20 protein-coding genes are annotated in these 22,047 nt (G+C 71.6%); 7 read left to right on the plus strand and 13 right to left on the minus strand.

The window, feature by feature from the left end; all coding sequences use genetic code 11:
* Positions 1 to 53: 53 nt before the first annotated feature.
* From tilS to H0E82_RS07550, 3 genes are read left to right on the plus strand one after another with little or no spacing between them, the layout of a single operon-like run.
* Complete coding sequence (gene tilS / locus H0E82_RS07540) at positions 54 to 1,373, plus strand: tRNA lysidine(34) synthetase TilS (protein ID WP_180544852.1); 1,320 nt, start codon at positions 54 to 56, stop codon at positions 1,371 to 1,373.
* Between the two features lie 9 nt (positions 1,374 to 1,382).
* Positions 1,383 to 1,652 (plus strand): exodeoxyribonuclease VII small subunit, encoded by a 270-nt coding sequence (locus tag H0E82_RS07545; protein WP_180544853.1) that lies wholly within the window; start codon positions 1,383 to 1,385, stop codon positions 1,650 to 1,652.
* Complete coding sequence (locus H0E82_RS07550) at positions 1,645 to 2,574, plus strand: farnesyl diphosphate synthase (RefSeq protein WP_180544854.1); 930 nt, start codon at positions 1,645 to 1,647, stop codon at positions 2,572 to 2,574. The genes H0E82_RS07545 and H0E82_RS07550 overlap by 8 nt, the downstream gene beginning before the upstream one ends.
* A gap of 27 nt (positions 2,575 to 2,601) precedes the next feature.
* Here the strand turns inward: H0E82_RS07550 and H0E82_RS07555 are convergent, their stop codons facing one another.
* The 3 genes from H0E82_RS07555 to pmbA form a co-directional block, all read right to left on the minus strand.
* Positions 2,602 to 3,048, minus strand: coding sequence for a DUF4870 domain-containing protein (locus H0E82_RS07555; protein ID WP_180544855.1), 447 nt, complete (start codon positions 3,046 to 3,048; stop codon positions 2,602 to 2,604).
* 163 nt (positions 3,049 to 3,211) lie between these two features.
* On the minus strand, positions 3,212 to 3,577 hold the full coding sequence (locus H0E82_RS07560) for a DUF4870 domain-containing protein (protein ID WP_180544856.1): 366 nt from the start codon (positions 3,575 to 3,577) through the stop codon (positions 3,212 to 3,214).
* 65 nt (positions 3,578 to 3,642) lie between these two features.
* Entirely contained in the window at positions 3,643 to 5,007 is a 1,365-nt protein-coding gene (gene pmbA / locus H0E82_RS07565) for a metalloprotease PmbA (RefSeq protein WP_180544898.1), read from the minus strand.
* A 41-nt stretch (positions 5,008 to 5,048) separates the two neighbouring features.
* Between pmbA and yjgA the strand changes: the two genes are divergently transcribed.
* Positions 5,049 to 5,660: a ribosome biogenesis factor YjgA gene (gene yjgA, locus H0E82_RS07570; protein ID WP_180544857.1), complete on the plus strand. Its 612-nt coding sequence runs from the start codon at positions 5,049 to 5,051 to the stop codon at positions 5,658 to 5,660.
* A 103-nt stretch (positions 5,661 to 5,763) separates the two neighbouring features.
* Here yjgA and tldD read toward each other — a convergent pair whose 3' ends face one another.
* The 4 genes from tldD to H0E82_RS07590 all read right to left on the minus strand — a co-directional run bounded on the left by tldD (position 5,764) and on the right by H0E82_RS07590 (position 13,593).
* Positions 5,764 to 7,227, minus strand: coding sequence for a metalloprotease TldD (gene tldD, locus H0E82_RS07575; protein WP_180544858.1), 1,464 nt, complete (start codon positions 7,225 to 7,227; stop codon positions 5,764 to 5,766).
* Positions 7,228 to 7,599: 372 nt separating this feature from the next.
* Entirely contained in the window at positions 7,600 to 11,460 is a 3,861-nt protein-coding gene (locus tag H0E82_RS07580) for a YhdP family protein (protein WP_180544859.1), read from the minus strand.
* Between the two features lie 21 nt (positions 11,461 to 11,481).
* A complete protein-coding gene (gene rng, locus H0E82_RS07585) occupies positions 11,482 to 12,990 on the minus strand; it encodes a ribonuclease G (protein WP_180544860.1) in 1,509 nt (502 codons plus the stop codon).
* A gap of 6 nt (positions 12,991 to 12,996) precedes the next feature.
* A complete protein-coding gene (locus tag H0E82_RS07590) occupies positions 12,997 to 13,593 on the minus strand; it encodes a Maf family protein (RefSeq protein ID WP_180544861.1) in 597 nt (198 codons plus the stop codon).
* 120 nt (positions 13,594 to 13,713) lie between these two features.
* Here H0E82_RS07590 and H0E82_RS07595 point away from each other — a divergent pair, with 120 nt between their 5' ends.
* The 3 genes from H0E82_RS07595 (at position 13,714) to H0E82_RS07605 (ending at position 15,642) form a co-directional block, all read left to right on the plus strand.
* Positions 13,714 to 14,448: an SIMPL domain-containing protein gene (locus H0E82_RS07595; RefSeq protein ID WP_180544862.1), complete on the plus strand. Its 735-nt coding sequence runs from the start codon at positions 13,714 to 13,716 to the stop codon at positions 14,446 to 14,448.
* A 1-nt stretch (position 14,449) separates the two neighbouring features.
* Complete coding sequence (locus H0E82_RS07600) at positions 14,450 to 14,623, plus strand: hypothetical protein (protein WP_180544863.1); 174 nt, start codon at positions 14,450 to 14,452, stop codon at positions 14,621 to 14,623.
* A gap of 347 nt (positions 14,624 to 14,970) precedes the next feature.
* On the plus strand, positions 14,971 to 15,642 hold the full coding sequence (locus H0E82_RS07605; protein WP_180544864.1) for an energy transducer TonB: 672 nt from the start codon (positions 14,971 to 14,973) through the stop codon (positions 15,640 to 15,642).
* Between the two features lie 213 nt (positions 15,643 to 15,855).
* On the opposite strand, the gene rlmH is transcribed toward H0E82_RS07605, so the two are convergent.
* From rlmH to leuS, 6 genes are all read right to left on the minus strand, one after another.
* On the minus strand, positions 15,856 to 16,329 hold the full coding sequence (gene rlmH / locus H0E82_RS07610; RefSeq protein ID WP_180544865.1) for a 23S rRNA (pseudouridine(1915)-N(3))-methyltransferase RlmH: 474 nt from the start codon (positions 16,327 to 16,329) through the stop codon (positions 15,856 to 15,858).
* Positions 16,330 to 16,368: 39 nt separating this feature from the next.
* Positions 16,369 to 16,782 carry a ribosome silencing factor gene (rsfS, locus tag H0E82_RS07615; RefSeq protein ID WP_180544866.1) on the minus strand — a complete coding sequence of 138 codons (414 nt, stop codon included), beginning with the start codon at positions 16,780 to 16,782 and terminating at the stop codon, positions 16,369 to 16,371.
* A 29-nt stretch (positions 16,783 to 16,811) separates the two neighbouring features.
* Positions 16,812 to 17,471 (minus strand): nicotinate-nucleotide adenylyltransferase, encoded by a 660-nt coding sequence (gene nadD / locus H0E82_RS07620; RefSeq protein WP_180544867.1) that lies wholly within the window; start codon positions 17,469 to 17,471, stop codon positions 16,812 to 16,814.
* Between the two features lie 9 nt (positions 17,472 to 17,480).
* Entirely contained in the window at positions 17,481 to 18,527 is a 1,047-nt protein-coding gene (holA, locus tag H0E82_RS07625; RefSeq protein WP_180544868.1) for a DNA polymerase III subunit delta, read from the minus strand.
* Between the two features lie 28 nt (positions 18,528 to 18,555).
* Positions 18,556 to 19,086, minus strand: a complete 531-nt coding sequence (locus tag H0E82_RS07630) for an LPS-assembly lipoprotein LptE (RefSeq protein ID WP_180544869.1) — start codon at positions 19,084 to 19,086, stop codon at positions 18,556 to 18,558.
* 75 nt (positions 19,087 to 19,161) lie between these two features.
* The gene (leuS, locus tag H0E82_RS07635; protein WP_180544870.1) at positions 19,162 to 21,924 is read right to left on the minus strand and encodes a leucine--tRNA ligase; all 2,763 of its coding nucleotides are present in this window, start codon (positions 21,922 to 21,924) and stop codon (positions 19,162 to 19,164) included.
* Positions 21,925 to 22,047: the final 123 nt, after the last annotated feature.

A 22,047-nucleotide genomic window follows, 5' to 3' on the forward strand; every position in this document is an offset into this window, starting at 1 on the left:
GTCCGCGATGCCGCCACCGGATCGCAGCATCCGCCGCATGGCACCATGCCCCGATGTCCGCCGCACCGCCCGTTCCCCTGTTGATCCCACCGCCTTCGGACGGGCCCGTGCTGGTCGGCTTCAGCGGCGGACTCGATTCCACCGTCCTGCTCCACCGGTTGCTGCGTGCTGGGGAATCCGGCGCGCACGGCCTGCGCGCGGTGCACGTCAACCATGGCCTGCACGCGGATGCCGACGCATGGGCCAAGCATTGCGCCGCCGTCTGCGATGCGCTCGGCGTGCCGCTGGACATCGTGCGCGTCACCGTCGAGGACCGTGGGCACGGGCCCGAGGCCGCCGCCCGCGAGGCCCGGTACGGCGTTTTCGCGCCGCGGGTGCCTGCCGCGGGCTGCCTCGCGCTCGGCCACCATCGCGACGACCAGGCCGAGACGGTCCTGCTGCGCGCGTTGCGGGCCTCGGGCCCGGATGGCCTCGCCGGGATGCCGGCCACACGGCGCTTCGGCCGTGGCTGGCTGTGGCGCCCCTTCCTCGACACGCCGCGCGCCGCGCTGCGCGCCTACGCACAGGTGCACGACCTGCGCTGGATCGACGACCCGAGCAACGACTGCGATGCGGCCGACCGCAATTTCCTGCGCAACCGGGTGCTGCCCCTGCTGCGCACGCGCTGGCCCGGCGCGGATGCGGCCCTGTCGACCACCGCTGCCCTGCAGCGCGAGACCGTCGATCTGCTCGAGGGCGCGGACGCGACGGCGCTGGCGGATGCGCGCACGCTGCAGGCCGACGTGCTGCGGCTCGATCGACTGTGCGCGGAACCGGCCGCCCGACGCGCGCGCGTGCTGCGTCGCTGGTTGGCCGCGCTCGGACTGCCACCGCTGCCGCGCGAGGGCGTGCGCTGGCTGGACAGCGCGCTCGAAGCCCGGCTCGATCGTGCGCCCAGGTTCGACTGGGCGGGCTGCCGGCTGCAGCGCTGGCGTGACCTGCTGCATGCGGCGCCGATCCGCGCGCCGCTGCCCGCCGGGCTCGCGCTGGCGTGGACCGCGAGCGCGCCGCTCGTGCTGCCGGGCGGCGACCGGCTGCTCCTCGACGGCCCGGTGGATGCGGCGCCTGCATGGCGCGTGCATGCCCGCCGGGGTGGCGAGCGTATCGCCCTGCCCGGCCGTGCGCACACGCATGCGCTCAAACACGTGCTGCAGGTGCTGGAGATTCCGCCGTGGGTGCGCACCCGACTGCCGCTGCTGTCCGACCCGCAAGGGCGTCTGCTCGCGGCCGGGGACCTCGTCTTCGATCGCGACTTCGACGCCTGGCTGCGCGCAGGCGGGCGGCGCCTGGTCTGGGAGATGGCGCCACGGCCCGGTGAGCGGACGATCGCTTAGAATCGGGGCATGCCCAAGACACCTGCGAAACCCCCGTCCCCGGTCGCCGATTTCGAAAGCGCCCTCGGCCAGCTCGAAGCCCTGGTCGAGACCATGGAGGGCGGCGAGATGACACTCGAGGACTCGCTGGGCGCCTACGAGCGCGGCGTCGGCCTCTACCGGCGCTGCCAGCAGGCGCTGGAGGATGCGGAACTGCGCGTGCGCCTGCTCAGCGATCCGTCGACTCCGGAACGCGCGCAGCCCTTCGGCGCAGCTGATGTCGATCCCGCCGATGCCTGAGGCCGCCCCCGCAGTGGACGCCCGGGCAATCGCGGAGCGGATCGATTCCTGGCGCGTACGCACCGACGACGCGCTCCAGCGCGCACTGGACGGCTGCCGCGACAGCGAGCCGCGGCTGCTGGCCGCCATGCGCCACGCCGTGCTGCTGGGCGGCAAACGCATGCGCCCGCTGCTGGTGCACGCCACCGCCGAGGCCTTCGGCGCGGCTGCGGGCGTTGCCGACGCACCCGCGGCAGCAGTGGAACTGGTCCATGCCTATTCGCTGGTCCACGACGACCTGCCCGCGATGGACGACGACGCCCTGCGCCGTGGCCAGCCGACGGTGCACGTCGCCTTCGACGAGGCGACGGCGGTCCTCGCCGGTGACGCCCTGCAGACACTGGCGTTTTCGCTGCTCGCGGCGACCTCGGCGGAGGCGACCCCGGTGCCGCCACTCACACGCCTGGCAATGGTCGAGGTGCTGGCGCGCGCATCCGGCGCCGGCGGCATGTGTGGTGGACAGGCGCTCGATCTCGCGGCGACGGGCAACGGCAGCATCCGCGACGTCGCCGCCCTCGAACGTCTGCACGCGCTGAAGACCGGCGCCCTGTTGCGCGCGGCGGTGGCGCTGGGCGCGCTGGCAGCCGGCGTGGACACGCCCACCCGGGCGCGCCTGGACGACTTCGCCGCGGCGCTCGGACTCGCGTTCCAGATCCGCGACGACCTGCTCGATGTCGAAGGCGATCGGGACACGCTGGGCAAGACCCCCGGCAAGGACGCTGCCCAGGACAAGGCCACCTTCCCGGCGCTGCTCGGCCTGGACGCATCGCGCGCCCGGCTCGAGACGCTCGCGCTGCGCATGCGCGAGGCACTCGCGCCCTTCGGCGAAGCCGCCGCCCCCCTTGCCGAACTCGGCCGGCGGGCGATCGAACGCGATCACTGAACCCGGGCAGCGCGCCCGGCGTACGACTCAGCCGCGGATCAGGCGGATCGTCAACGGATAGCGGTACATCTCGCCATGCCAGGCGCGGATCGCGGCAACGATGCTGCAGACCAGCCAGGCGAGCGCCAGCGCACAGGCCGCGGCCACCAGCACCAGGCCGAGCGGCAGGGTCACCAGGACGCCGAGCCCGAGGGTGAGCACGGTGGCGCCGAGCAGGACCACGCCGAGCACACCCAGCGCGCAGGCGTAAAGAAACATGCTGATGTTGAAGTTCAGCGCCTCGCGCGCATGCGCTGCGGCGAACCGACTGTGGTCGCGCTTGACCAGGTAGACGACACCGGCCACCGCCGCTCCGGCGGCCCCCGATACCCAGCTCGTCAGCAACGCCAGGACCAAGGCGCCGACGTGGACCCCGGCCGCCCACTGGCGCTCGCTGTCGGAGACGGTGTGCAACGGGACGGGCGTGGTGGACATGGCAGCCTCCTCGGGACGGATCGTGTGGCGACCGGTCCACTATGGCGCCCCCGCCGACGCATGCAACCCAACCGAAGACAGGGGCCGCGGTGTCCGGACGCGCCCCCCCAAACGCGACGGGCCCCGGCGCGAACGCCGGGGCCCGTGGGAGCACCGCCTGCGCTTACTTGATCAGGCGCAACGCGAAGGGATAGCGGTAGGTCTCGCCGGCATTGGCTTTCAGGCCGGCCATCACGAAGAACACGATGGTGACGATCCAGAACAGGAACGACAACGGGCTGGCCAGGCCGAGGGTCAGGATGGTCAGGATGAAGAGACCGACGTAGACGATCATCGTGGTGATGCAGAAGTTCAGTGCTTCCTTCGACTGGTCGACCAGAAACGCCTTGTCGGCCTTGTCCTTGTGCACCAGCCAGACGATCAGCGGCACCACGAAATTGAACAGGATGCACGACAGGTGGGTCAGCATCGCCAGCGTGCGGTCGTCCTGGCTGACGCCGACGACGGGTGCTTCGTTGAACTCGTTCATGGAACTTTCCCCGGTTTGATGATGGCAGTCGATCGCCGCTCTCGCGGCGCCCGTCGAGGATACCGTCAATCCGTGCCGGCAACGGTCATGCCGCCGAGCAGGATCGAGCCGGTGCGCACGTGCGAACGGAGGTCGACGTCGTCGCCCACGGCCTGGATGTCGGCGAACATCTGCCGCAGGTTTCCCGCGATGGTGATGCCGTCCACGGCGTGCCGGATCTCGCCGCCTTCCACCCAGAATCCGGCCGCGCCCCGCGAATAATCGCCGGTGACCGCGTTGACGCCCTGGCCCATCAGCTCGGTGACCAGCAGCCCGCGCCCCATCGTTCGGACCATGTCGTCGAGACTGCCGGCATTGGCCGCGATCTCGAGGTTGTGTACGCCGCCGGCGTTGCCGGTGGTCTCCAGGCCGAGCCGGCGCGCGGAGTAGCTGCCGAGCACGTAGCGACGCAGCACGCCGGCCTCGACCAGCGGGGATTCGCGCGTCGCCACACCCTCGGCGTCGAACGCCGCGGACTGGAAGCCGCGGGGCAGGAACGGACGCTCGTGGATCGAGAACCAGTCCGGAAAAAGCGTGGTGCCGACGCTGTTGAGCAGGAACGACGCACGCCGGTACAGGGCCCCGCCCGACACGGCGCCCAGCAGGTGACCGATCAGCGAGCGCGCCACCTCGGCCTGGAACAGCACCGGGTACCGGCCGGTGGGGATCGGCCGCGGATCGAGCCGGGCCAGCGTGCGCTGGGCCGCGCGCCGGCCGATCGAGGCCGGAGATTCGAGGTCGCCCGGCGCCAGTGCGATGCTGTACCAGCCATCGCGCTGCATCGCGTCACCTTCGCCGGCGATCAGCGCGCAACCGAGGCTGTGGTAGGCGCCGCGCTCGACACCGACGAAGCCGTGGCTGTTGGCATACACGGCGAGCGAGCGCGAGGTCGACACCGAGGCGCCGTCGGAATTGCGGATCCGCGCGTCGCCGTCCCGGCCGGCGGCTTCGCAGGCGAGCGCGAGGTCCACCGCGGTATCGGCCTCGAGCGCCCAGGGATGCCAGCCGTCGAACTCGGGGAAGCGGCCGTCGGGACCAGGCCGCGCCATGAGCGCCGCATCCGCCAGGCCGGACGCCGCATCGTCCTCGGTGAAGCGCGCGATCGCGCAGGCCTGCTCCACGGTTGCAGCCAGGCTGGCCTCGCGCAGGTCCGCGGTGCTTGCGCTGCCCTTGCGCTGGCCGAAGTACACCGTCACCGAGAGCCCGCGGTCGCGAGTGGATTCCACCGTCTCCACCTCGCCCATGCGCACGTTCACGCTGAGGCCCGCGTCTTCCGAGCACGAGACTTCCGCCTGGCTCGCACCCTGCGCGCGGCAATGCGCCAGCAGGCGCTGGGACACCTCGGCGAGCGCGTCGAGCCGGGCGGCCGAATCGTCGGCGGCCGGCGCCATCTCGGGAAATATCGAAGTGGTCAATGGCTTATCCTGTTGCAATGAGAGGCGTAGACGAAGACAGCGGCGAGTACCTGGGCCCCAGCCGCAAGCAGAACCGGCGCGAAGCCCTGGAAGTGCTGGCCCTGGCCGAGGCCCTGGTGGATCTACCCGACGGCCGGCTGGCCAGGCTGCCGGTGCCCGACACCCTGATGCCGCACATCGCCGACACCCGGCGCATCACCTCCCACATCGCGCGCAAGCGGCAGATGGCGTTCCTGGCCAAGCAGATGCGCCGCGAGGACGACGAGACCCTGCATGCGCTGCGCGATGCGCTCGATGCCGGCGGCGAAGCGGCTCGTGTCGACACCGCGCGCCTGCACCGCGCCGAGCAGTGGCGCCTGCGCCTGCTCGACGGGGGCGACACCGCGCTGGCCGCGCTGCTGGACGAATATCCCAATGCCGACCGCCAGCGCCTGCGCCAGCTGGTCCGCAACACGCTGGCCGAGCGCGCGAAGAACAAGCCACCTGCGAGCTTCCGCGAGCTGTTCCGCGAGTTGCGCGACGTGTTCGCCGGGGCATCGTCTGTGCCGGACGACGCCGTTGCCGACGATGCGTACAACGACGGCGGCGTCGACGACAGCCCCGACGACGCGGACGCCGACCAGCGTTGAGTGTCACGCCCCGTCCTGGCCGCACAGGCGGGAGCGATGGACCTGACCGCTCGCAGCATCACGCCACGCCGGGTCGCGGCGCCCGAATCCCGCACGCCGGCTCTCAAGCCTGCGTGCCGCCGACGGTGAGCTGATCGATCAGCAGCGATGGCTGGCCGACGCCGACCGGCACGCTCTGTCCGTCCTTGCCGCAGACGCCGACACCGTCGTCGAGCGCCATGTCGTGGCCGATCATCCGCACGCGCTGCATCGTCTCCGGGCCGTTGCCGATCAGCGTCGCGCCCTTGACCGGCGCGGTGATTTTCCCGTCCTCGATCAGATAGGCCTCGGTCGCCGAGAACACGTATTTCCCGCTGGTGATGTCGACCTGGCCGCCCCCGAAATTGACCGCGTACAGGCCCTTCTTGACCGAGCGGATCATGTCCTGCGGATCGTCCTGGCCGGCCAGCATGTAGGTATTGGTCATGCGCGGCATCACCAGATGCGCGAAGGATTCCCGGCGGCCGTTGCCGGTGGGCGCAACCCCGGACAGCCGCGCGTTGAGCGTGTCCTGCATGTAGCCGGTGAGCACGCCGTCCTCGATCAGCGTGGTGCACTGCGTGGGCGTGCCCTCGTCGTCGACGTTGAGCGAGCCGCGGCGGCCGTCGAGCGTGCCGTCGTCGACGATGGTCACGCCGGGCGAGGCCACGCGCTGGCCGAGGCGACCGGCGTAGGTGCTGGTGCCCTTGCGATTGAAGTCGCCTTCCAGCCCATGTCCGACCGCCTCGTGCAGCAGCACGCCGGGCCAGCCGGCCCCGAGCACCACGGGCATTACGCCGGCGGGCGCATCGATCGCGTCCAGGTTCACCAGCGCCTGTCGCAGCGCTTCGCGCGCGAAATGCTCCGGACGCCCGTCGCCGAGCAGTTCGGCGTAGGAATAGCGCCCGCCGTAGCCGGAATAGCCGGATTCGCGGCGGCCGCCCTGTTCGACCAGCACCTGGATGTTGAGCCGCACCAGCGGGCGCACGTCGCCGGCCAGCACGCCGTCGCTGCGCGCGACCAGCACCGTGTCCACGCCGCCCGACAGGCTCACCATCACTTGCTGCACGCGCGGATCGGCGGCGCGCAGCAGGCGGTCGATGCGGCGCAGCGCCTCGACCTTCTCGGCGCTGCCCAGCGCGTCGATCGGGTCGCTCGCGGGATACAGGTCGTGCGTGCGGCCGCGTGCCAGCGCCTGCGGTGCATGCGCGCGGCCGTCGCGCGCGATCGCACGCGCCGACTGCGCCGCGCCCAGCAGCGCGACCGCATCGATGTCGTCGGAATACGCGAAGCCGGTCTTCTCGCCGCTGATCGCGCGCACGCCGACGCCCTGCTCGATCGCGTGCGAGCCGCTCTTGACGATGCCGTCCTCGACCGACCAGCTCTCGCGTCGCGAATGCTGGAAATACAGGTCGCCGAAATCGATCCCGGGCCCGAGCAGGGCGGAGAACGTGCGGTCGAGGTTCACGGCGTCGAGGCCGGCGGGCAGCAGCAGGCGGCTCTGCGCGAGTGTCAGCGCGTCACCGGTGGCGATCTGGGATTCGGTCATCCGTCCAGTGTGGGGGCATGGGCCCGAATGGCAAGCCGATCCGGGCCGGAGCCGGGCCGCATTGACGCCAGCCCGCGCGTCTTCGCGGCGTCGCCGCGTCGGATGGCGTCAACGCGTCTCCGCGCGCCGCGCATCGGTCGAACGGGACGCGGCATCGGTGCCGATCGATCCACGGTCGTCACCCCCGGCCGCAGATGACGACCGCACCGTCGGATGCGGTGGTCGCGGTAGACCGCGAGCCATGCCAGGCGCCTCACGTGCTGCGGAATCGCGGTCACGCGGATCGTCGACGTCGTCTCCCCCGCACAATGGATGCCCGGCGCGACGCGCCGACATCGGCCCTGCGGGGGCCCGGAACCGCGCTGTCAGCCGCTAGTCCGCCGCCTGCGGTCGTGGCGCCGGTGGCCGGCCGGGCGCGGCCTGCGCGCCGTCGCGGCGTTCGACCACCTCGACCTTCGGGTCCTGCCAGGGACCGCTGACGTGGTAGTTGCGCGCGCCCATTTCGGCCAGCGGCCGACGCAGTACCGCGTTGGCCACTGCGCCGACGGCCGCGCCCACGGGCCCTGCGGTCAGGGCACCGACCGCCGGCAGCAGATTGCCGGTCTTGGGCAGCACCTCGATGGTCTGGTTGTGGGTCCGCGCTGCCAGATCGGCGCTGCCGCGGATACGGATCTCGGCGGCGGGGCCGTCAATCGTCAGCCCGTCGCTGCGTGCTTGCCCGCGGGCGAAACGCACGTCGCCGGCGATCCGGCTGAAGCCGAAGCCGCGGTTGAAGAAATCGCGAAAATCGAGGGTCAGCCGTCGCGGCAGTTCGGTGAGACTCAGCAGGCCGAGCACCCGGCCCGCGCCGGGCTCCACCTCGACCAGCTGCCCGTCCTTGATGGTGAGCTGCAGCACGCCCTCGAGCGAGGCGACATCGAAGGCCGCAGGCCCTCCGCCCCAACCTGCCTGCAGATCGACCCGGCCCTGCCCACCGACGATGCTGCCGGCGAACCCGAGCCCGGACAGCAGGCGTCCGAAATCCTCGCTCTCCACGCCCGCTTCCAGCGCGGTGCGTGCCGACGCGCCGCGCCCGGTCCAGCGTCCGTCGACGTCGATCCGGTGCTGGGGCGCCCGGATCCGCAGTGTCTCGACCTGCAGGCCGCCGGGAATGCGCCGCGTGCGGGCGGTGGCCGAACCCAGCGCCATCGCGCCCACGCGCAGCTCGTCCACCCGCAGCTGCAGCGGCGGCAGCGCGGACGGATCCATCGCGTCGGCAGGCGACGGCCCGGCCTCCGCCACGCGAGCCGGTGTCGCTGCGGCGGCCTCGGGCTTCGGCGTGGGCGCGGGCCAGTGCAGGCGCTGCAGGGCCACGATCACCGGCGCGCCGTCGGCGTCCGGGAGGTGCAAGTCGCCGGCCAGGGCCGCACCGTCCAGACGCAGTGCCGTGCCGCCGTCGCGCCGCGCCGCGGTCAGGCGGGTCTGGCCGAGCCGCGCACCCGGCAGCCGCAGGTCGCCGGCGGTCAGGTCGAGCGCCTGCAGCGTGAGGCCCTCGCCGTCTCCGCCCCTGCGCAAGCCCAGCCAGTCGACGAGATCCAGCACCGGCGTGCGCCCGCCCACGGCCAGCCCGGTTGCCGGCGGCGCCTGGAGCACCCGGCCGCTCCCGAACGCCACCCGCACCCCGGTGCGTTCGCCCCGGGTCCGGGCGCGCACCGCGAGACGGTCGCCGAACGCAACCGAGATGTCACCGGCATCGAACGGGAGCGCGGTCTCGATCGTCGTGCGCAGGGGCTGCTGGGCCGGCTTGTCGAGCGGTGCCGGCAGGGCGAGGGCGGTGCCGGCGAGGTCAGAGCGCAACAGCAGTTGCGCGGGCTGCGCGCCATCGGGGCCGTCGGGTACCGTCACCTGCACCCGCCACGGCGCGCTGCCGGTGACGTGCGGACGCAGCCAGTCGAGATCGGGGGCGCGGGCGAGCAGTTCGGAGGCCGACAGACGCATGTCGAGCTCGGCCTCGAAGGCCTGCGCGCGGTCGCGCACATGTCCGTCGCCGGCACGCAGGCCGAGCGTGCCGGTCTCGCCGTCCCGACGCACTGCGAGGCGCTCCGCGGCGAACCCGTCGTTGTCGAAGCGGCCCTCGCCACGGACCTCCGCGAAGGCGAGATGGAAGCGCGACTCGCGCACCGCGACGCCATCGAGCCTCACGCTGCCGTCGATCACGACCGGCGCACCATGGGGCACCGTCACGGTCACGGCGGCGCGCGCCGGTCCGCGCACGTCGAGATTGTCGAGGATCTCGGCATGCCGCGCGTGGAACGGACTGCGCCGCAGCAACCCGAGCAGGCGGGTGGCATCGGTGCCGGCCGAAGCGCGGACCAGCACCGGGCTCGTCGAGTAGCGCGCCATGCTCGCCTCGATATCGCGCACCGGCACCCCGCCGAGCTCCCCGCTCGCCTCGTCCAGCACGAAGCCGTCGTTGAGGAAACGCAGCCGTCCCGACAGCGCGTCCATCGCCGGCCAGTCGGGCTGGAACCGGATGGATGCGCCGGACAGGCGCGCCTCGGCGGTGAAGACGCCCTTGCGATCGTCGCCATCGGCAGCGCTGAACGGCCAGTCGTCGAGATCGCCGGCGACGACGGCACGCCCGCCCTGCACGTCGCCTGAGACGAGCGCCATGTCCAGCCATTCGCGCGCAGCCTCGGGCATCGTGTGCCGCACCCAGAACCGGCGCGCGACCGGTATCGCCGAGGTGTCGACCCGCGCCGCCAGGTCCATCCGCGGCCGGGACGCGTCGCCCTGGAAGGTCACGCCGCCGCGGGCATCGGCCGCGTAGCCCTCACCTTCGACGCGCAGGCCCGGAGTCGCGACCTGCCAGTCGCCCCCGTCGCGCCAGGCGACCACATCGCCATGCAGACGCACCCGGTGCGGATCGCCGAAGCCGACCGGCCAGTCGAAGGTGATCGCCGCAGCGGGATCGGGCCGGAACACCAGGCCGTGCCCGTCGCCGGCGAGGGTACCGGCCAGCCCGTCGATGCCGGGCCGGGTATCGACCGGCGCGAATCCGAGGGCGTCGACGCGCGCCGACAGGCGCATCGGCCCGCCGGGCACGGCGGCGAACTCGACGTCCGACAATACGGCGTGCGGGGCGGCGTCGTTCAGCCACGCACGCAGCGTCTCCGGCACGCGATCGCCGAGCCCCAGCAGCGCCAGCAGCGGCGCGATCTCGACCCGCGCCGCCTGCATCGCCCAGCGGCCACCACCCGCGACCACCAGTCCGTCGAGGACCTGCTCGCGTCGCTGCTGCACGATGCGCAGCCGCGGCGCGTCGATGCGCCAGTCGCCATCGGCGTGGCTCCAGCGCAGGCGCGCCTGCACCCCGTCGAATCCCACCGTGTCGGCGGCCGCCGGTTCTGCGGTGTCCGCGCGCTGGAGCACCAGCGTGTCCAGCGCGACGTCGGCCGTCGCCGCCACCACCCGGCGCTCCTCGAGCTCCAGCCAGACCGCGACCCGGCCGTGCCCCGCGTGGATCGCCACCCCGGTGGGCGCGAGCAAGGGCGACCAGACCTGGAGATCGTTGCGCGGCATCGCGACGTAGGCGCGCGCCGTGCCCTCCCGGCGGTCCAGGTTCAAACGCAGGTCGAGCGGCGCGGCGCCGTCCTCGATCCACGCCCGCGCCGCTGCACGCGCGCGTCGGCGGTCCACGCGCAGCCGCAGGTCGACCCGCGGCAGGGTGTGCCGGAGCGCCAGCGAGGGCGCATCGATCGCAAGTCGCGCGCCGATCACCTGCAGTTCGCCGAGGCCTTCGAGCGCCGCGAGGGGATCGTCGTCCGTCTCCGAGGCGCCGGGCAAGCCCCGCACCTGCCAGCGGCCGTCGTCGGCGCGTACGAGCGTCAGATCGAGGCCGTGCAGGCGGAGTTCGGTAAGCGAGCGACCCGGCCACAGACCCGTGTACGGCGAGACCTGGATCTCCGCGCGCGCCACGGGCACGCCGGCGCCGGCCTCGCCGATCCGCAGCCCGGTCACCTGGAGCAGCGGACCGCGCCGGGTCCAGCGTGTGTCCAGGGTGTCGAACGCCACCGGCCGGCCACTGCGCTCGCTGAGCCAGCGTTCGACCGCGCGCGGATTGCGCTCCACCCACGGCAAGGCCAGCTGCGCCAGCACGACGGCGACGATCGCCACCAGCACCAGGCTCGCGGCGACGGTGTACCAGGCCCCCGCATGCACGCGGCGCAGACGCCTGGGCCAGGCGGCGCTCATCGCGACACCCGGCAGCCGCGCTCAGAGCAGCACAACGTCGAACTGCTCCTGCAGATACTGCTCGTCGGCCTGGAAGCGGATGGTCTTGCCGAGAAACTCCTCCAGCTCCACCACGGCCGCGGATTCCTCGTCGGTGATCATCGACACCACCCGCGGCGATGCGATCACCAGCAGGCGTTCCGCCTCGAACTGGCGTACCGCGCGCACGATCTCGCGGAAGATCTCGTAGGTCACCGTCTCGATCGTCTTCACGATGCCACGCCCGCCGCAGGCACTGCAGGTCTCCCCGAGCTGGCGCTGCAGACTTTCGACCGTGCGCTTGCGGGTCATCTCCACCAGCCCCAGCGGCGAGAAGTCGTAGACCGTGGTCTTGGCGTGGTCCCGCGACAGGGATTTCTCCAGCGTCCGCAGCACCTGCCGGCGGTGCTCCGGATCCACCATGTCGATGAAGTCGATGATGATGATGCCGCCGAGGTTGCGCAGCCGCAGCTGCCGGGCCACCGCCTGCGCCGCTTCGAGATTGGTCCGGTAGACCGTCTCTTCCAGGTTGCGCTGGCCCAGGAACGAGCCGGTGTTGACGTCGACCGTGGTCATCGCCTCGGTCTGGTCGATCACCAGGTACCCGCCGGACTTCAGCGGAACGTCCTTGTTGAGCGCGCGCTGGATTTCGTCCTCGACCCCGTAGAGATCGAAGATCGGCCGGTTGCCCGTGTAGCACTCGATCCGGTCGACCAGCCGTGCCTGCTCGGCCGGGCCGGGCGCCGGCAGGTACTGGGCGGCGAACTGGCAGAGTTTTTCGTAGGTGTCCCGCGAATCGACCTTGACCTTGTCGACGTCGCGGCGCATCAGGTCGCGCACCGCACGCATCGGCAGGGTCAGGTCCTCGTACACCCGGGCACCCACCCGGGCCTCGGTGGTGGTGTGCTCGATCAACGCCCACGCGCGCTGCAGATAGGCGATGTCCTCCGCCAGCGCCTCGGCGCTCTGCCCTTCGGCATTGGTGCGCACGATGTAGCCGTGGCCTCCGGTCGCAGCGGCGAGTTCGGAGACCAGCGTCTTGAGCCGCATGCGCTCGGCATCGTCCTCGATCCGCGCCGAAACGCCGACCGCGCGCGATTGCGGCAACAGCACCAGGTAGCGCGAGGGAATGCTGATCTGCGTGGTCAGCCGCGCACCCTTGCTGCCGATCGGGTCCTTGACCACCTGCACGATGATGTCCTGGCCGTCGCGCAACAGCTCGGCGACCGGCAGTGTCGGTGCGGGCGCCGGGAACAGGTGGTCCCCCTCGCCCGTCGCCTGCGGCGGGCGGACGACATCGTTGGCGTGCAGGAATGCCGCACGCTCCAGGCCGATGTCGACGAAAGCGGCCTGCATGCCGGGCATCACCCGCTGCACCTTGCCCTTGTAGATGTTGCCGACCACGCCCCGGCGCCAGCCGCGCTCGATGTGCAGCTCCTGCAGCATGCCGTTTTCGACCACCGCCACGCGGGTTTCGCGGGGCGTCACGTTGATCAGGATCTCCTCGGACATGCGCTGTCAGGCCCCGTCATGCGCAGCGAAGGGCCGCGGTTCCAATCCGAAGCCGCGCAGCAGCGCGGCGGTCTGTTGCAGCGGCAGTCCGACCACGCCCGAATGGCTGCCTGCCATGCGGCTGACGAACAGTTCCGCGCCGCCCTGGATCGCGTACGCGCCGGCCTTGCCGCGCGGCTCGCCACTGGCGACGTAGGCGGCGATGGTGGCGGCGTCCAGTGCATCGAACGTCACCTCGGTGATCACGGTCGCCCAGGCCTCGCGCCCGGCCGAGACCAGCGCCACCGACGAGATCACGTCGTGGGTACGACCCGACAACCGGCGCAGCATCCGCGCGGCATCGGCGTCGTCGCGCGGCTTGCCGAACACCTCGCCGTCGAGCACGACTTCGGTATCGGCACCGAGCACCACCGCGTCGGCCGCCGCGGCGACCGCGAGCAGGCCGGCGCCCGCCTTCTCGCGCGCGACCCGGCGCACATACTCGGCCGCGGCCTCGCCCGGCTCCCGCTGTTCGGGCACGGTCACGTCGACCACCTCGAACGGCAGTCCGAGGCGGGCCAGCAGGGCGCGACGGCGGGGGGATTGCGAAGCCAGAAGCAGCATGGTCCAAGGATACCGTGCACGGCCGGGACGGCCCGGACGGCGATCGGCGTAACCCCGTTCCGGCTCACGACCCGTTCACCGGATCCTGACGACCCTCGTCGCCACCTTCCGGAGACCTCCATGCGCATCACCCGGCTTCGCCCCCTGCTGCTCGCCACCTGCCTCGTTCCAGGACTCGTCGCCATGACCAGCGCCGTCGCGCAGACCCCAAACGCCCTGACGGCCGCCGGCGACGGCACGCTGCTGTCGATCTCCGCCAATGCCGAGGCCAGCCGGACGCCGGACATCGCCACCCTGTCGGCGGGTGTCGTGACCCAGGCCGCGGACGCCAACGCTGCGATGCGCGCCAATTCGGATCAGATGACCCGGCTGACCGCCGCGATCCGCGCCGCGGGCATCGCCGAGCGCGATGTGCAGACCTCCGGCATCAATCTCAATCCGCAATACCGCTACGCGGAAAACCAGCCGCCCACGATCACCGGTTACCAGGCCAGCAACACGGTCAACCTGCGGGTGCGCGACCTGGCCCGTCTGGGCGCCGTGCTCGACGCACTGGTCGCCAGTGGCGCCAACCAGATCAACGGCCCGACGTTCGAGATCGCCGATGCCGACGGCATGCAGGACCAGGCGCGCGCCGCGGCGCTGAAGAAGGCGCAGCAGCGGGCCGAGGTCTACGCCGCCTCGCTCGGCATGCGCGTGCGCCGGATCGTCAGCATCAGCGAAGGCGGCGGCTTCGCGCCCCCGAGGCCGATGATGGCGATGCGTGCGATGGCGGAGGATGCGGCGCCGCCGGTTTCACCCGGAGAAACCACGCTCGGGGTCAATCTGGACGTGGTATTCGAACTTGGACGCTGACATGCCCGACCGCAAAGACACGCCACCACACAGTCCCACCGCCGACGAAACGCCGGGCTACGCCGAGAAGCAGCCGCGCGACAAGCAGGACGTGGCCGAGCAGGGCGCCATGCCCGATCCCGAGCCCGACGACGGCGGCCTCGACCGCGAACCCGAGACCACCCCGGGCGAGTGATCGTCGCAGCGACGTCCGGACAGGCCCGCCATGCGCGGGCCTGTCTGCGTTCCGGCGCCCGCCCCGGAGGCGACCGCGCATGCGCCCGCGGCGCGACCGCCGGACGCTTCGAAGCGAGAGCCATCGCGCGCGATGCGACCTGCCGCCTGCCCCCCGTGCATGTCCGCCCGTCGGCACGGCCTTGTCGGCGCGCCGGAGCCCGGCGCAGCGTGCACTGAAGACGCGCCGCGCCTGCAACGGTCGACCCCGTTGCCCCCGCTGCCGCGTTACCGGTCGAGACGGGCCAACCCGGCCCGCGTGGCAGGAGGTGGTGCATGGAACTGCAACATGCTGGACTCCGCGGGCGGATGCCCGCGTCCGCCGACACCCGACCCGATCCGGTGCGCGTGATCGGACTGACCGGCACCCTGGCGTTCAACGGGGTGATCCTGATGGTGCTGCTGGTGCCGGCCTCCCGCGACATCGCGCGTGAGGCCTTGCCGGACCGCGGCCTCGACATGCGCTGGATCACCGCCCCGGCGGTGCCCCCGCGTCCGCCCGAGCCGCTTCCCGCACTCGAGCTGCCCGCCCCGCCCGCCCCGCGAACGGCTTCACCGCCGGCCCTGCGCGCGCCCGTGGACCCCGCCGTCGCATCGTCGGTGCCGGCTGACTCCGCGATTCCTGCTGAAGCGGTGACGCCGATCGGCGACGAGCCTGCGACCGCTGCGGCGTGGACCCCTCCGGATCAGACGCCGCTCGCCGGCGCCGCGTTGCAGTACGCGCATGCGCCGGCGCCGGTGTATCCGCGCGCGGCGCTGCTGGCCGGGGCGCAGGGCGTGGTGGTGCTGGAGGTGCACGTCGGGGTCGATGGCCGGCCGCTCGACGTGCGCGTGCATCGCAGCAGCGGCCATCGGGAGCTGGACCGCGCGGCTCTGCGCCATGTGCAGCGCAGCTGGTCGTTCCAGCCTGCGATGCGTGACGGGCAGGCGGTGGAAGCCGTCGGCCTGGTGCCGATCAGCTTCGACCTCGCACGCGGCTGAGGCTGTGCCCGCGGACGTCGAACGGCGTCCGCGGGGATCGGCGCACTCGAGATGCGCCCCCGGTATACCGGGCTCCCGCCACCCGTTCCGGCCGCTGCCCACCGTTCGCGACGGTCCATGTCCCGACGCCGACCCACGGACGGGCAGCGCCGGGTCCGCGGCAGCGTCGCGCCGGACGAAGTCATTTCATGGGGGCTCGCTTATCGAGGGCGATCAGCCCGCCCGGTGATAGGGATGGTTGGCGAGCATCGCAGCGGCCCGGTAGACCTGCTCGGCCAGCACCAGGCGCACCAGCATGTGCGGAAGGGTCAATGGTCCGAGCGACCAGCGTTCGTCGGCCCGGGCGAGCACCTCGGGGGCATGCCCTTCCGGCCCGCCGATCAAAAACGCCAGATCGCGGCCCTGCATGCGCCAGTGCTCGAGGCGCCGGGCCAGATCCTCCGACGAATGCATGCGCCCGCGGCCGTCCAGTGCGACCACACATGTATCGCGCGACAGGGCGGCGAGGACACGCCCGCCCTCGTCACTGGTCGCGCGCGCGGCATCCCGGCCCTTGCCGCGCAGGCCGGGCTCGATTTCGACGAGGTCCAGCGGCAGCCAGTGCGACAACCGCTTGCGGTACTCGGCAAACCCCTCCGCCACCCAGGGCGGGGCGCGCTCGCCGACGGCGACGAGGGTCGCCTTCATCGCCGGCCACCGCCGACGACGGGGATCAACGGCAGGCGGTCAGCGCCCGCCACGCGGGCCGCGATCCTCGTCCGGCGGCTGGTCGCCGACGGTCCACAGGCGCTCGAGCGCATAGAACTCGCGCACCCGCGGCAGCATGACGTGTACGACCACGTCGCCGAGGTCGACCAGCACCCATTCCGCTTCGCGTTCGCCTTCCACACCGAGCGGCTGGCAGTCGAGCTGCTTGGCGCGCTTGACCACCTCGTCGGCGATCGACTTCACGTGGCGGCTCGATGTCCCCGAGGCGATCACCATGAAATCGCAGACGCTGCTGCGGCCGCGCACATCGATGTCGACGACCTCCACGGCCTTGAGATGGTCCACCGCCTCGAGCGCCATCTTCAGCAGGACATCGGGCGCAGGCGGAGGTTCGGGAAGGCGGGTCTTGATGACGTGTGCGGGATTGGACAAGGGTGCAGGCTCGTGAAAGGCGTCGGCGATTATAGCGAAGCGCCCGGCGCCGGCCGGTACAGCCCCGTCGCCTCGATGAATGCGGCCACCCCCGGAGGCAGCAGGGCGTCGACCGGTGCGCCGCGTGCCAGCTGCGCGCGGACCTCCGTCGCCGAAACCAGCGACAGCGGCTGACGCAGGCGCAACACCCGCCCCCCGGGCGCGGCGGCGAGATCATCCGGTCGTTCGGTCCAGCGCGCCCGCAGGGCGTCCGCCAGCACGCCGGGTATCGCGTCATCGAGTCCGCTGCCGGGACGCTCGGCGACGACCAGATGCGCCAGGTCGAACAACGAGGTCCAACGATGCCAGCCGGACAGCCCCAGCAGGCTGTCGGCGCCGACCAGCCACGCGAGCGGGCGGCGCGGCCCCAGCGCGGCGCGGAGTTCCGCGAGCGTCTCGACCGTATAACTGCGCCCGCCGCGCTGCAGTTCGCGCCGGTCCAGCACCAGACCGGGCACGTGGGCGATCGCGATCGCGACCATCGCCGCACGCTGGCCGGCGTCGGCGCCGGGCGGAGCCCGGTGCGGCGGATCCGATGCAGGCACGACATGGACCGTGCAGCGCAATGCATCGCGCGCTGCGCAGGCGATCGCCAGATGGCCGCGGTGGATCGGGTCGAAGGTACCGCCGTAGACCAGGAACACGTCCACGCCGTGGAATCAGGCCGCCAGCAGGGCGCCGGCGCGGGCGTCGGCGACCGCGACCAGCAGGCGCTCCAGCGCCAGCCAGGCATCCGTGGGGTCCTGGCCCCAGCGCCCCCGGCCCTTGGCGATGCGGTCGACGCGTCCGGCCTCGGCGACGAAGCGCTCCCAGCGCGGCGCGGGATGCCGCTGCAGCGCCCGCCGATAACCCGCCTGGCGCGCGTCCCAGATGCGCTGGGCCTTGAATTCGGCGGCCACGTTGCCGCCGCGCGCCTGCACCTGGGCGAGGCTCGCGGCACGCGCGAGTTCCATCACCACCATGCCCATCAGCGCCGGCACGGCTTCGCCTTCCGCACGCAGGCCGGCCAGCATGCGCACGGCCTGGGCGGCCTGGCCGTTCATCGCCGCGTCGAGCAGGCGGAAGACGTCGAACCGCGCGGCGTCGGCCACCAGGGCCTGCATGCGCTCGGCGTCTAGGGTCTGGCCTTCGGCCAGCAAGGCGAGTTTGTCGACCTCCTGCGCCGCGGCCAGCAGGTTGCCGTCCACGCGCTCGGCCAGCTGCTGCACGGCGGCGCGGTCGGCGAGGACCTTGCGGCTGCGCAGGCGTGCCTCGATCCAACCCTCGAGTTCGTGCGGCTTGACCTGCCACGCGACCACGACATGCCCGACCGAGGCGATCGCCTCGCTCCACTTGCCACCGTGCTGGCGGCTCCACTCGCCGCCGGTCACCAGCAGGGTGACGTCGGCCGGTGGATCGGCGCAGAAGCCGGCGATGACCTGGGCGCCCTCCTTGCCCGGCTTGGTGGTCGGCAGCCGCACCTCCACCAGACGGCGCGAGGCGAAGAGGCTGGGCGCGCGGAAGGTCGCTTCCAGCGCGTTCCAGTCGACGTCGCGACCTTCCTGCTCGAACACCTCGCGCTCGGCGACGCCCTGGGCACGCGCGGCCACGCGCACGGCGTCGGCAGCTTCGAGTACACGCAGCGGCTCCGGCCCGGCCACGAGGTAGGCCGGGCGAAGAGGCTCGCGTTCGAGCTGCGCGACGAGGCGTTCGGGGGTCAGTTCCACGGCGCGCGGCGGGCGTGCGGCAGGCGGCTCACTCGCGCGAGCGTTCCTGCGGGTTGCGGAACACGGCATCGATCCGGCGGATGATCGAGGCGGTCATCTCGCGTTCGAGCTCGCGGGAAAGCAGTTCACGCTCGGAATCGGCGCCGATCGAGTCGGCCGGCAGCGCCAGATAGTCGCGGGCCAGCTCGATCGCCTGCTGGGGCACGATGTCGCGGCCGTCGGCATCGCGCATCGAGAACACCACCGCATACCGCAGCGTGTATTCCTGTGCGCGGCCCTGGGCATCGAGGCTGGCAGGCAGGGCGGCCCAGCGCTCGGACTGGATGTCGAGCACCGCGGTATCGACCGCATCCTCCCCGGCCACGTCCGCACCCGCGGCGGCGAGCGCTCGCTCCACCGAGCGCGCGAGACGGCTGTAGGGATCCCCGGACACGACGTCCACCGGGCCGAGGTCCGGCGGCAGGGTCAGCGCATTGCGCAGGTGGAACCCGCAGGCGGAGACCAGCACGGACAGGGCGAGGGCGGCAGCGGCCAGACGGATCGGTCGGAAGAGGCTCATGGGCGGCAGTCTGGACGAGGGGGACGGGGGCGGCAAGCAACGCGGGTGCAGATGCGGGTCGAGGCGTCGCGGGGTTCAGGCCGCGACGATGTTGACGATCTTGCCGGGCACGACGATGACCTTGCGCACCGTCAGCTCGCTGAGGAACTTGGCGACATTGGGCTCATTGAGCGCCATCGCCTCGATCGCGTCCTTCGGCAGGTCGACCGCGACCTCGATCGTGCCGCGCAGCTTGCCGTTGACCTGGACCGCCAGCGTGAGCGCATCGCGGACCAGTGCGGCCGGATCGGCCTGCGGGAACGGCACGTCCTCGAGCAGGGTCTCGGCATGGCCCAGCTGCTGCCACAAGGCGTGACTGACGTGCGGGGTGATCGGATTGAGCAGCAGCACGATGGTCTCGAACGTCTCCTGGCGCAGCGCGCGCGCATTGGCATCGGCCTCGTCGAACTTGCCGACGTGATTGAGCAGCTCCATCACCGCGGCGATCGCGGTGTTGAAGCTGTGGCGGCGGCCGTAGTCGTCGCCGACCTTCTGGATCGCCTCGTGCAGCTGGCGGCGCAGGGTCTTCTGCGCGGGCGTGGCCGCAGCGACATCGAACGCGCCGGCTTCCCCGCCCTGCACGTGCTTCTGCACCTGGTTCCACAGCCGGCGCAGGAAGCGCGACATGCCTTCGACACCGGCCTCGTTCCACTCCAGCGACTGCTCGGGCGGCGCGGCGAACATCGAGAACAGGCGCACGGTGTCGGCGCCGTACTTGGCGATCATCGACTGCGGATCGACGCCGTTGTTCTTCGACTTGGACATCTTCTCGGTGCCGCCGATCGACACCGGCTGGCCGTCGAGCTTCGAGGTCGCGCCGGTGATCCGGCCCTTGTCGTCGCGGACGATCTCGACATCGGCCGGGTTGATCCAGTCCTTGGCGCCGTTGCCCTGTTCCCGATAGAAGGTATCGGCGATCACCATGCCCTGGGTCAGCAGGTTGATCACCGGCTCGTCGCTGCGCACCAGGCCTTCGTCGCGCATCAGGCGGTGGTAGAAGCGGAAATACAGCAGGTGCAGGATCGCGTGCTCGATGCCGCCGATGTACTGGTCGACCGGCGTCCAGTAGTCGGCGCGCTCGTCGACCATGTCAGCCGCGCCGGGCGAGGTGTAGCGCGCGGTGTACCAGCTCGACTCCATGAAGGTGTCGAACGTGTCGGTCTCGCGCTCGGCCGCACCACCGCAGGTCGGACACGTGGTCTTGCGCCACTCGGGGTTCGACTTGATCGGCGACTGCACCACGCCCGGATTCGCGAATGCGTCCTCGACGTCCTCGGGCAGCAGCACCGGCAACTGGTCCTCGGGCACCGGCACCGCGCCGCAGGCGCCGCAGTAGATCACCGGAATCGGGCAGCCCCAGTAGCGCTGGCGGCTGACGCCCCAGTCGCGCAGGCGGTAATTGACCTTGCGATTGCCGCGGCCTTCCGATTCGAATCGGGCGGCCAGGGCATCGAGCGCCTGCTGGAAATCGAGCCCGTCGAATTCGCCGGAGTTCACCAGCCAGCCGCGGTCGGTATACGCGCCTTCTTCGGCGATGCGGCGTTCGAAGTCCTGCACGACCTGCACGGCCACGCCCGTGTCATAGACATCGAGCGCTGCGCCGCTGCCCAGGGCCGATCGCATCGGGTCGGCGCCGCTGCGGCGGTCACGGCCGATCTCCTGCAGCGCGTCACGGACCTCGCCGGGCACGACCACCATCCTGATCGGCAGGCCGTAGGCTTTGGCGAACTCCCAGTCGCGCTGGTCGTGACCGGGCACGGCCATGACCGCGCCGGTGCCGTAGCCCATCAGCACGAAGTTGGCGACCCAGACGGGAATCTCTTCACCGGTGACGGGGTGGATCGCGCGCACACCGGTGTCCATGCCGCGCTTGACCTGGGTTTCCAGCTCGGCCTCGGAGACGCCGCCCCGGCGCAGGTCGGCGATGAACTCCGCCAGATCCGCATCGGTTTCCGCAGCACGCATCGCCAAGGGATGCTCGGCGGCGACCGACACGAAGGTCACGCCCATCAGTGTGTCGGGGCGCGTGGTGTAGACCGCGAGCTTGTCATCACTGCCCTTGATGTCGAACGCGAACTCCAGGCCCTCGCTGCGGCCGATCCAGTTGCGCTGCATGGTTTTGACCGACTCCGGCCAGCCGCTCAGCGTGTCCAGGCCGTCGAGCAGTTCCTGCGCATAGGCGGTGATCTTGAGGAACCACTGCGGAATCTCGCGCTTCTCCACCACGGCGCCCGAGCGCCAGCCGCGGCCGTCGATGACCTGCTCGTTGGCGAGCACGGTCTGGTCGACCGGATCCCAGTTGACGACCGAGTTGCGGCGGTAGGCCAGACCCTTCTTCATCAGCCGCACGAACATGCGCTGCTCGTGGACGTAGTAGTCCGGAGCGCAAGTCGCGAACTCGCGGCTCCAGTCGATCGCATAGCCCAGTGATTGCAGCTGGCCGCGCATGTGGTCGATGTTGGCGTAGGTCCACTTGGCCGGCGCGGTCGCGTTCTTGATCGCGGCGTTCTCGGCCGGCAGGCCGAATGCGTCCCAGCCCATCGGCTGCAGCACGTTCTTGCCCGTCATGCGCTGGTAGCGGCTGATGACGTCACTGAGCGTGTAGTTGCGCACATGGCCCATGTGCAATGCGCCCGACGGGTACGGCAGCATCGACAGGCAGTAGTACTTCGGCTTGTCGGCCCGCTCGGCGACCTCGAACGCGCGGGTCGAGGTCCAGAACCGCTGGGCGTCGGATTCCACCGGGGTGGGCTGGTAGGCGTTGGGATCGACGACGACGGATTCGCTGGACACGGCCATGACGGGGAGCGGAGGACAGCCGGCAAGCCTACCGCAGCCATCGCACGCCCGCACGCCGCGTCCGGGCCTCCCGCCGGACGCGGCGCCGCCCAGCGGCTAGACTGCGCGGCCCGTCCCCTGCCC

It is taken from the genome of Luteimonas deserti (assembly GCF_013425765.1).
Classification (GTDB): Bacteria; Pseudomonadota; Gammaproteobacteria; order Xanthomonadales; family Xanthomonadaceae; genus Luteimonas; species Luteimonas deserti.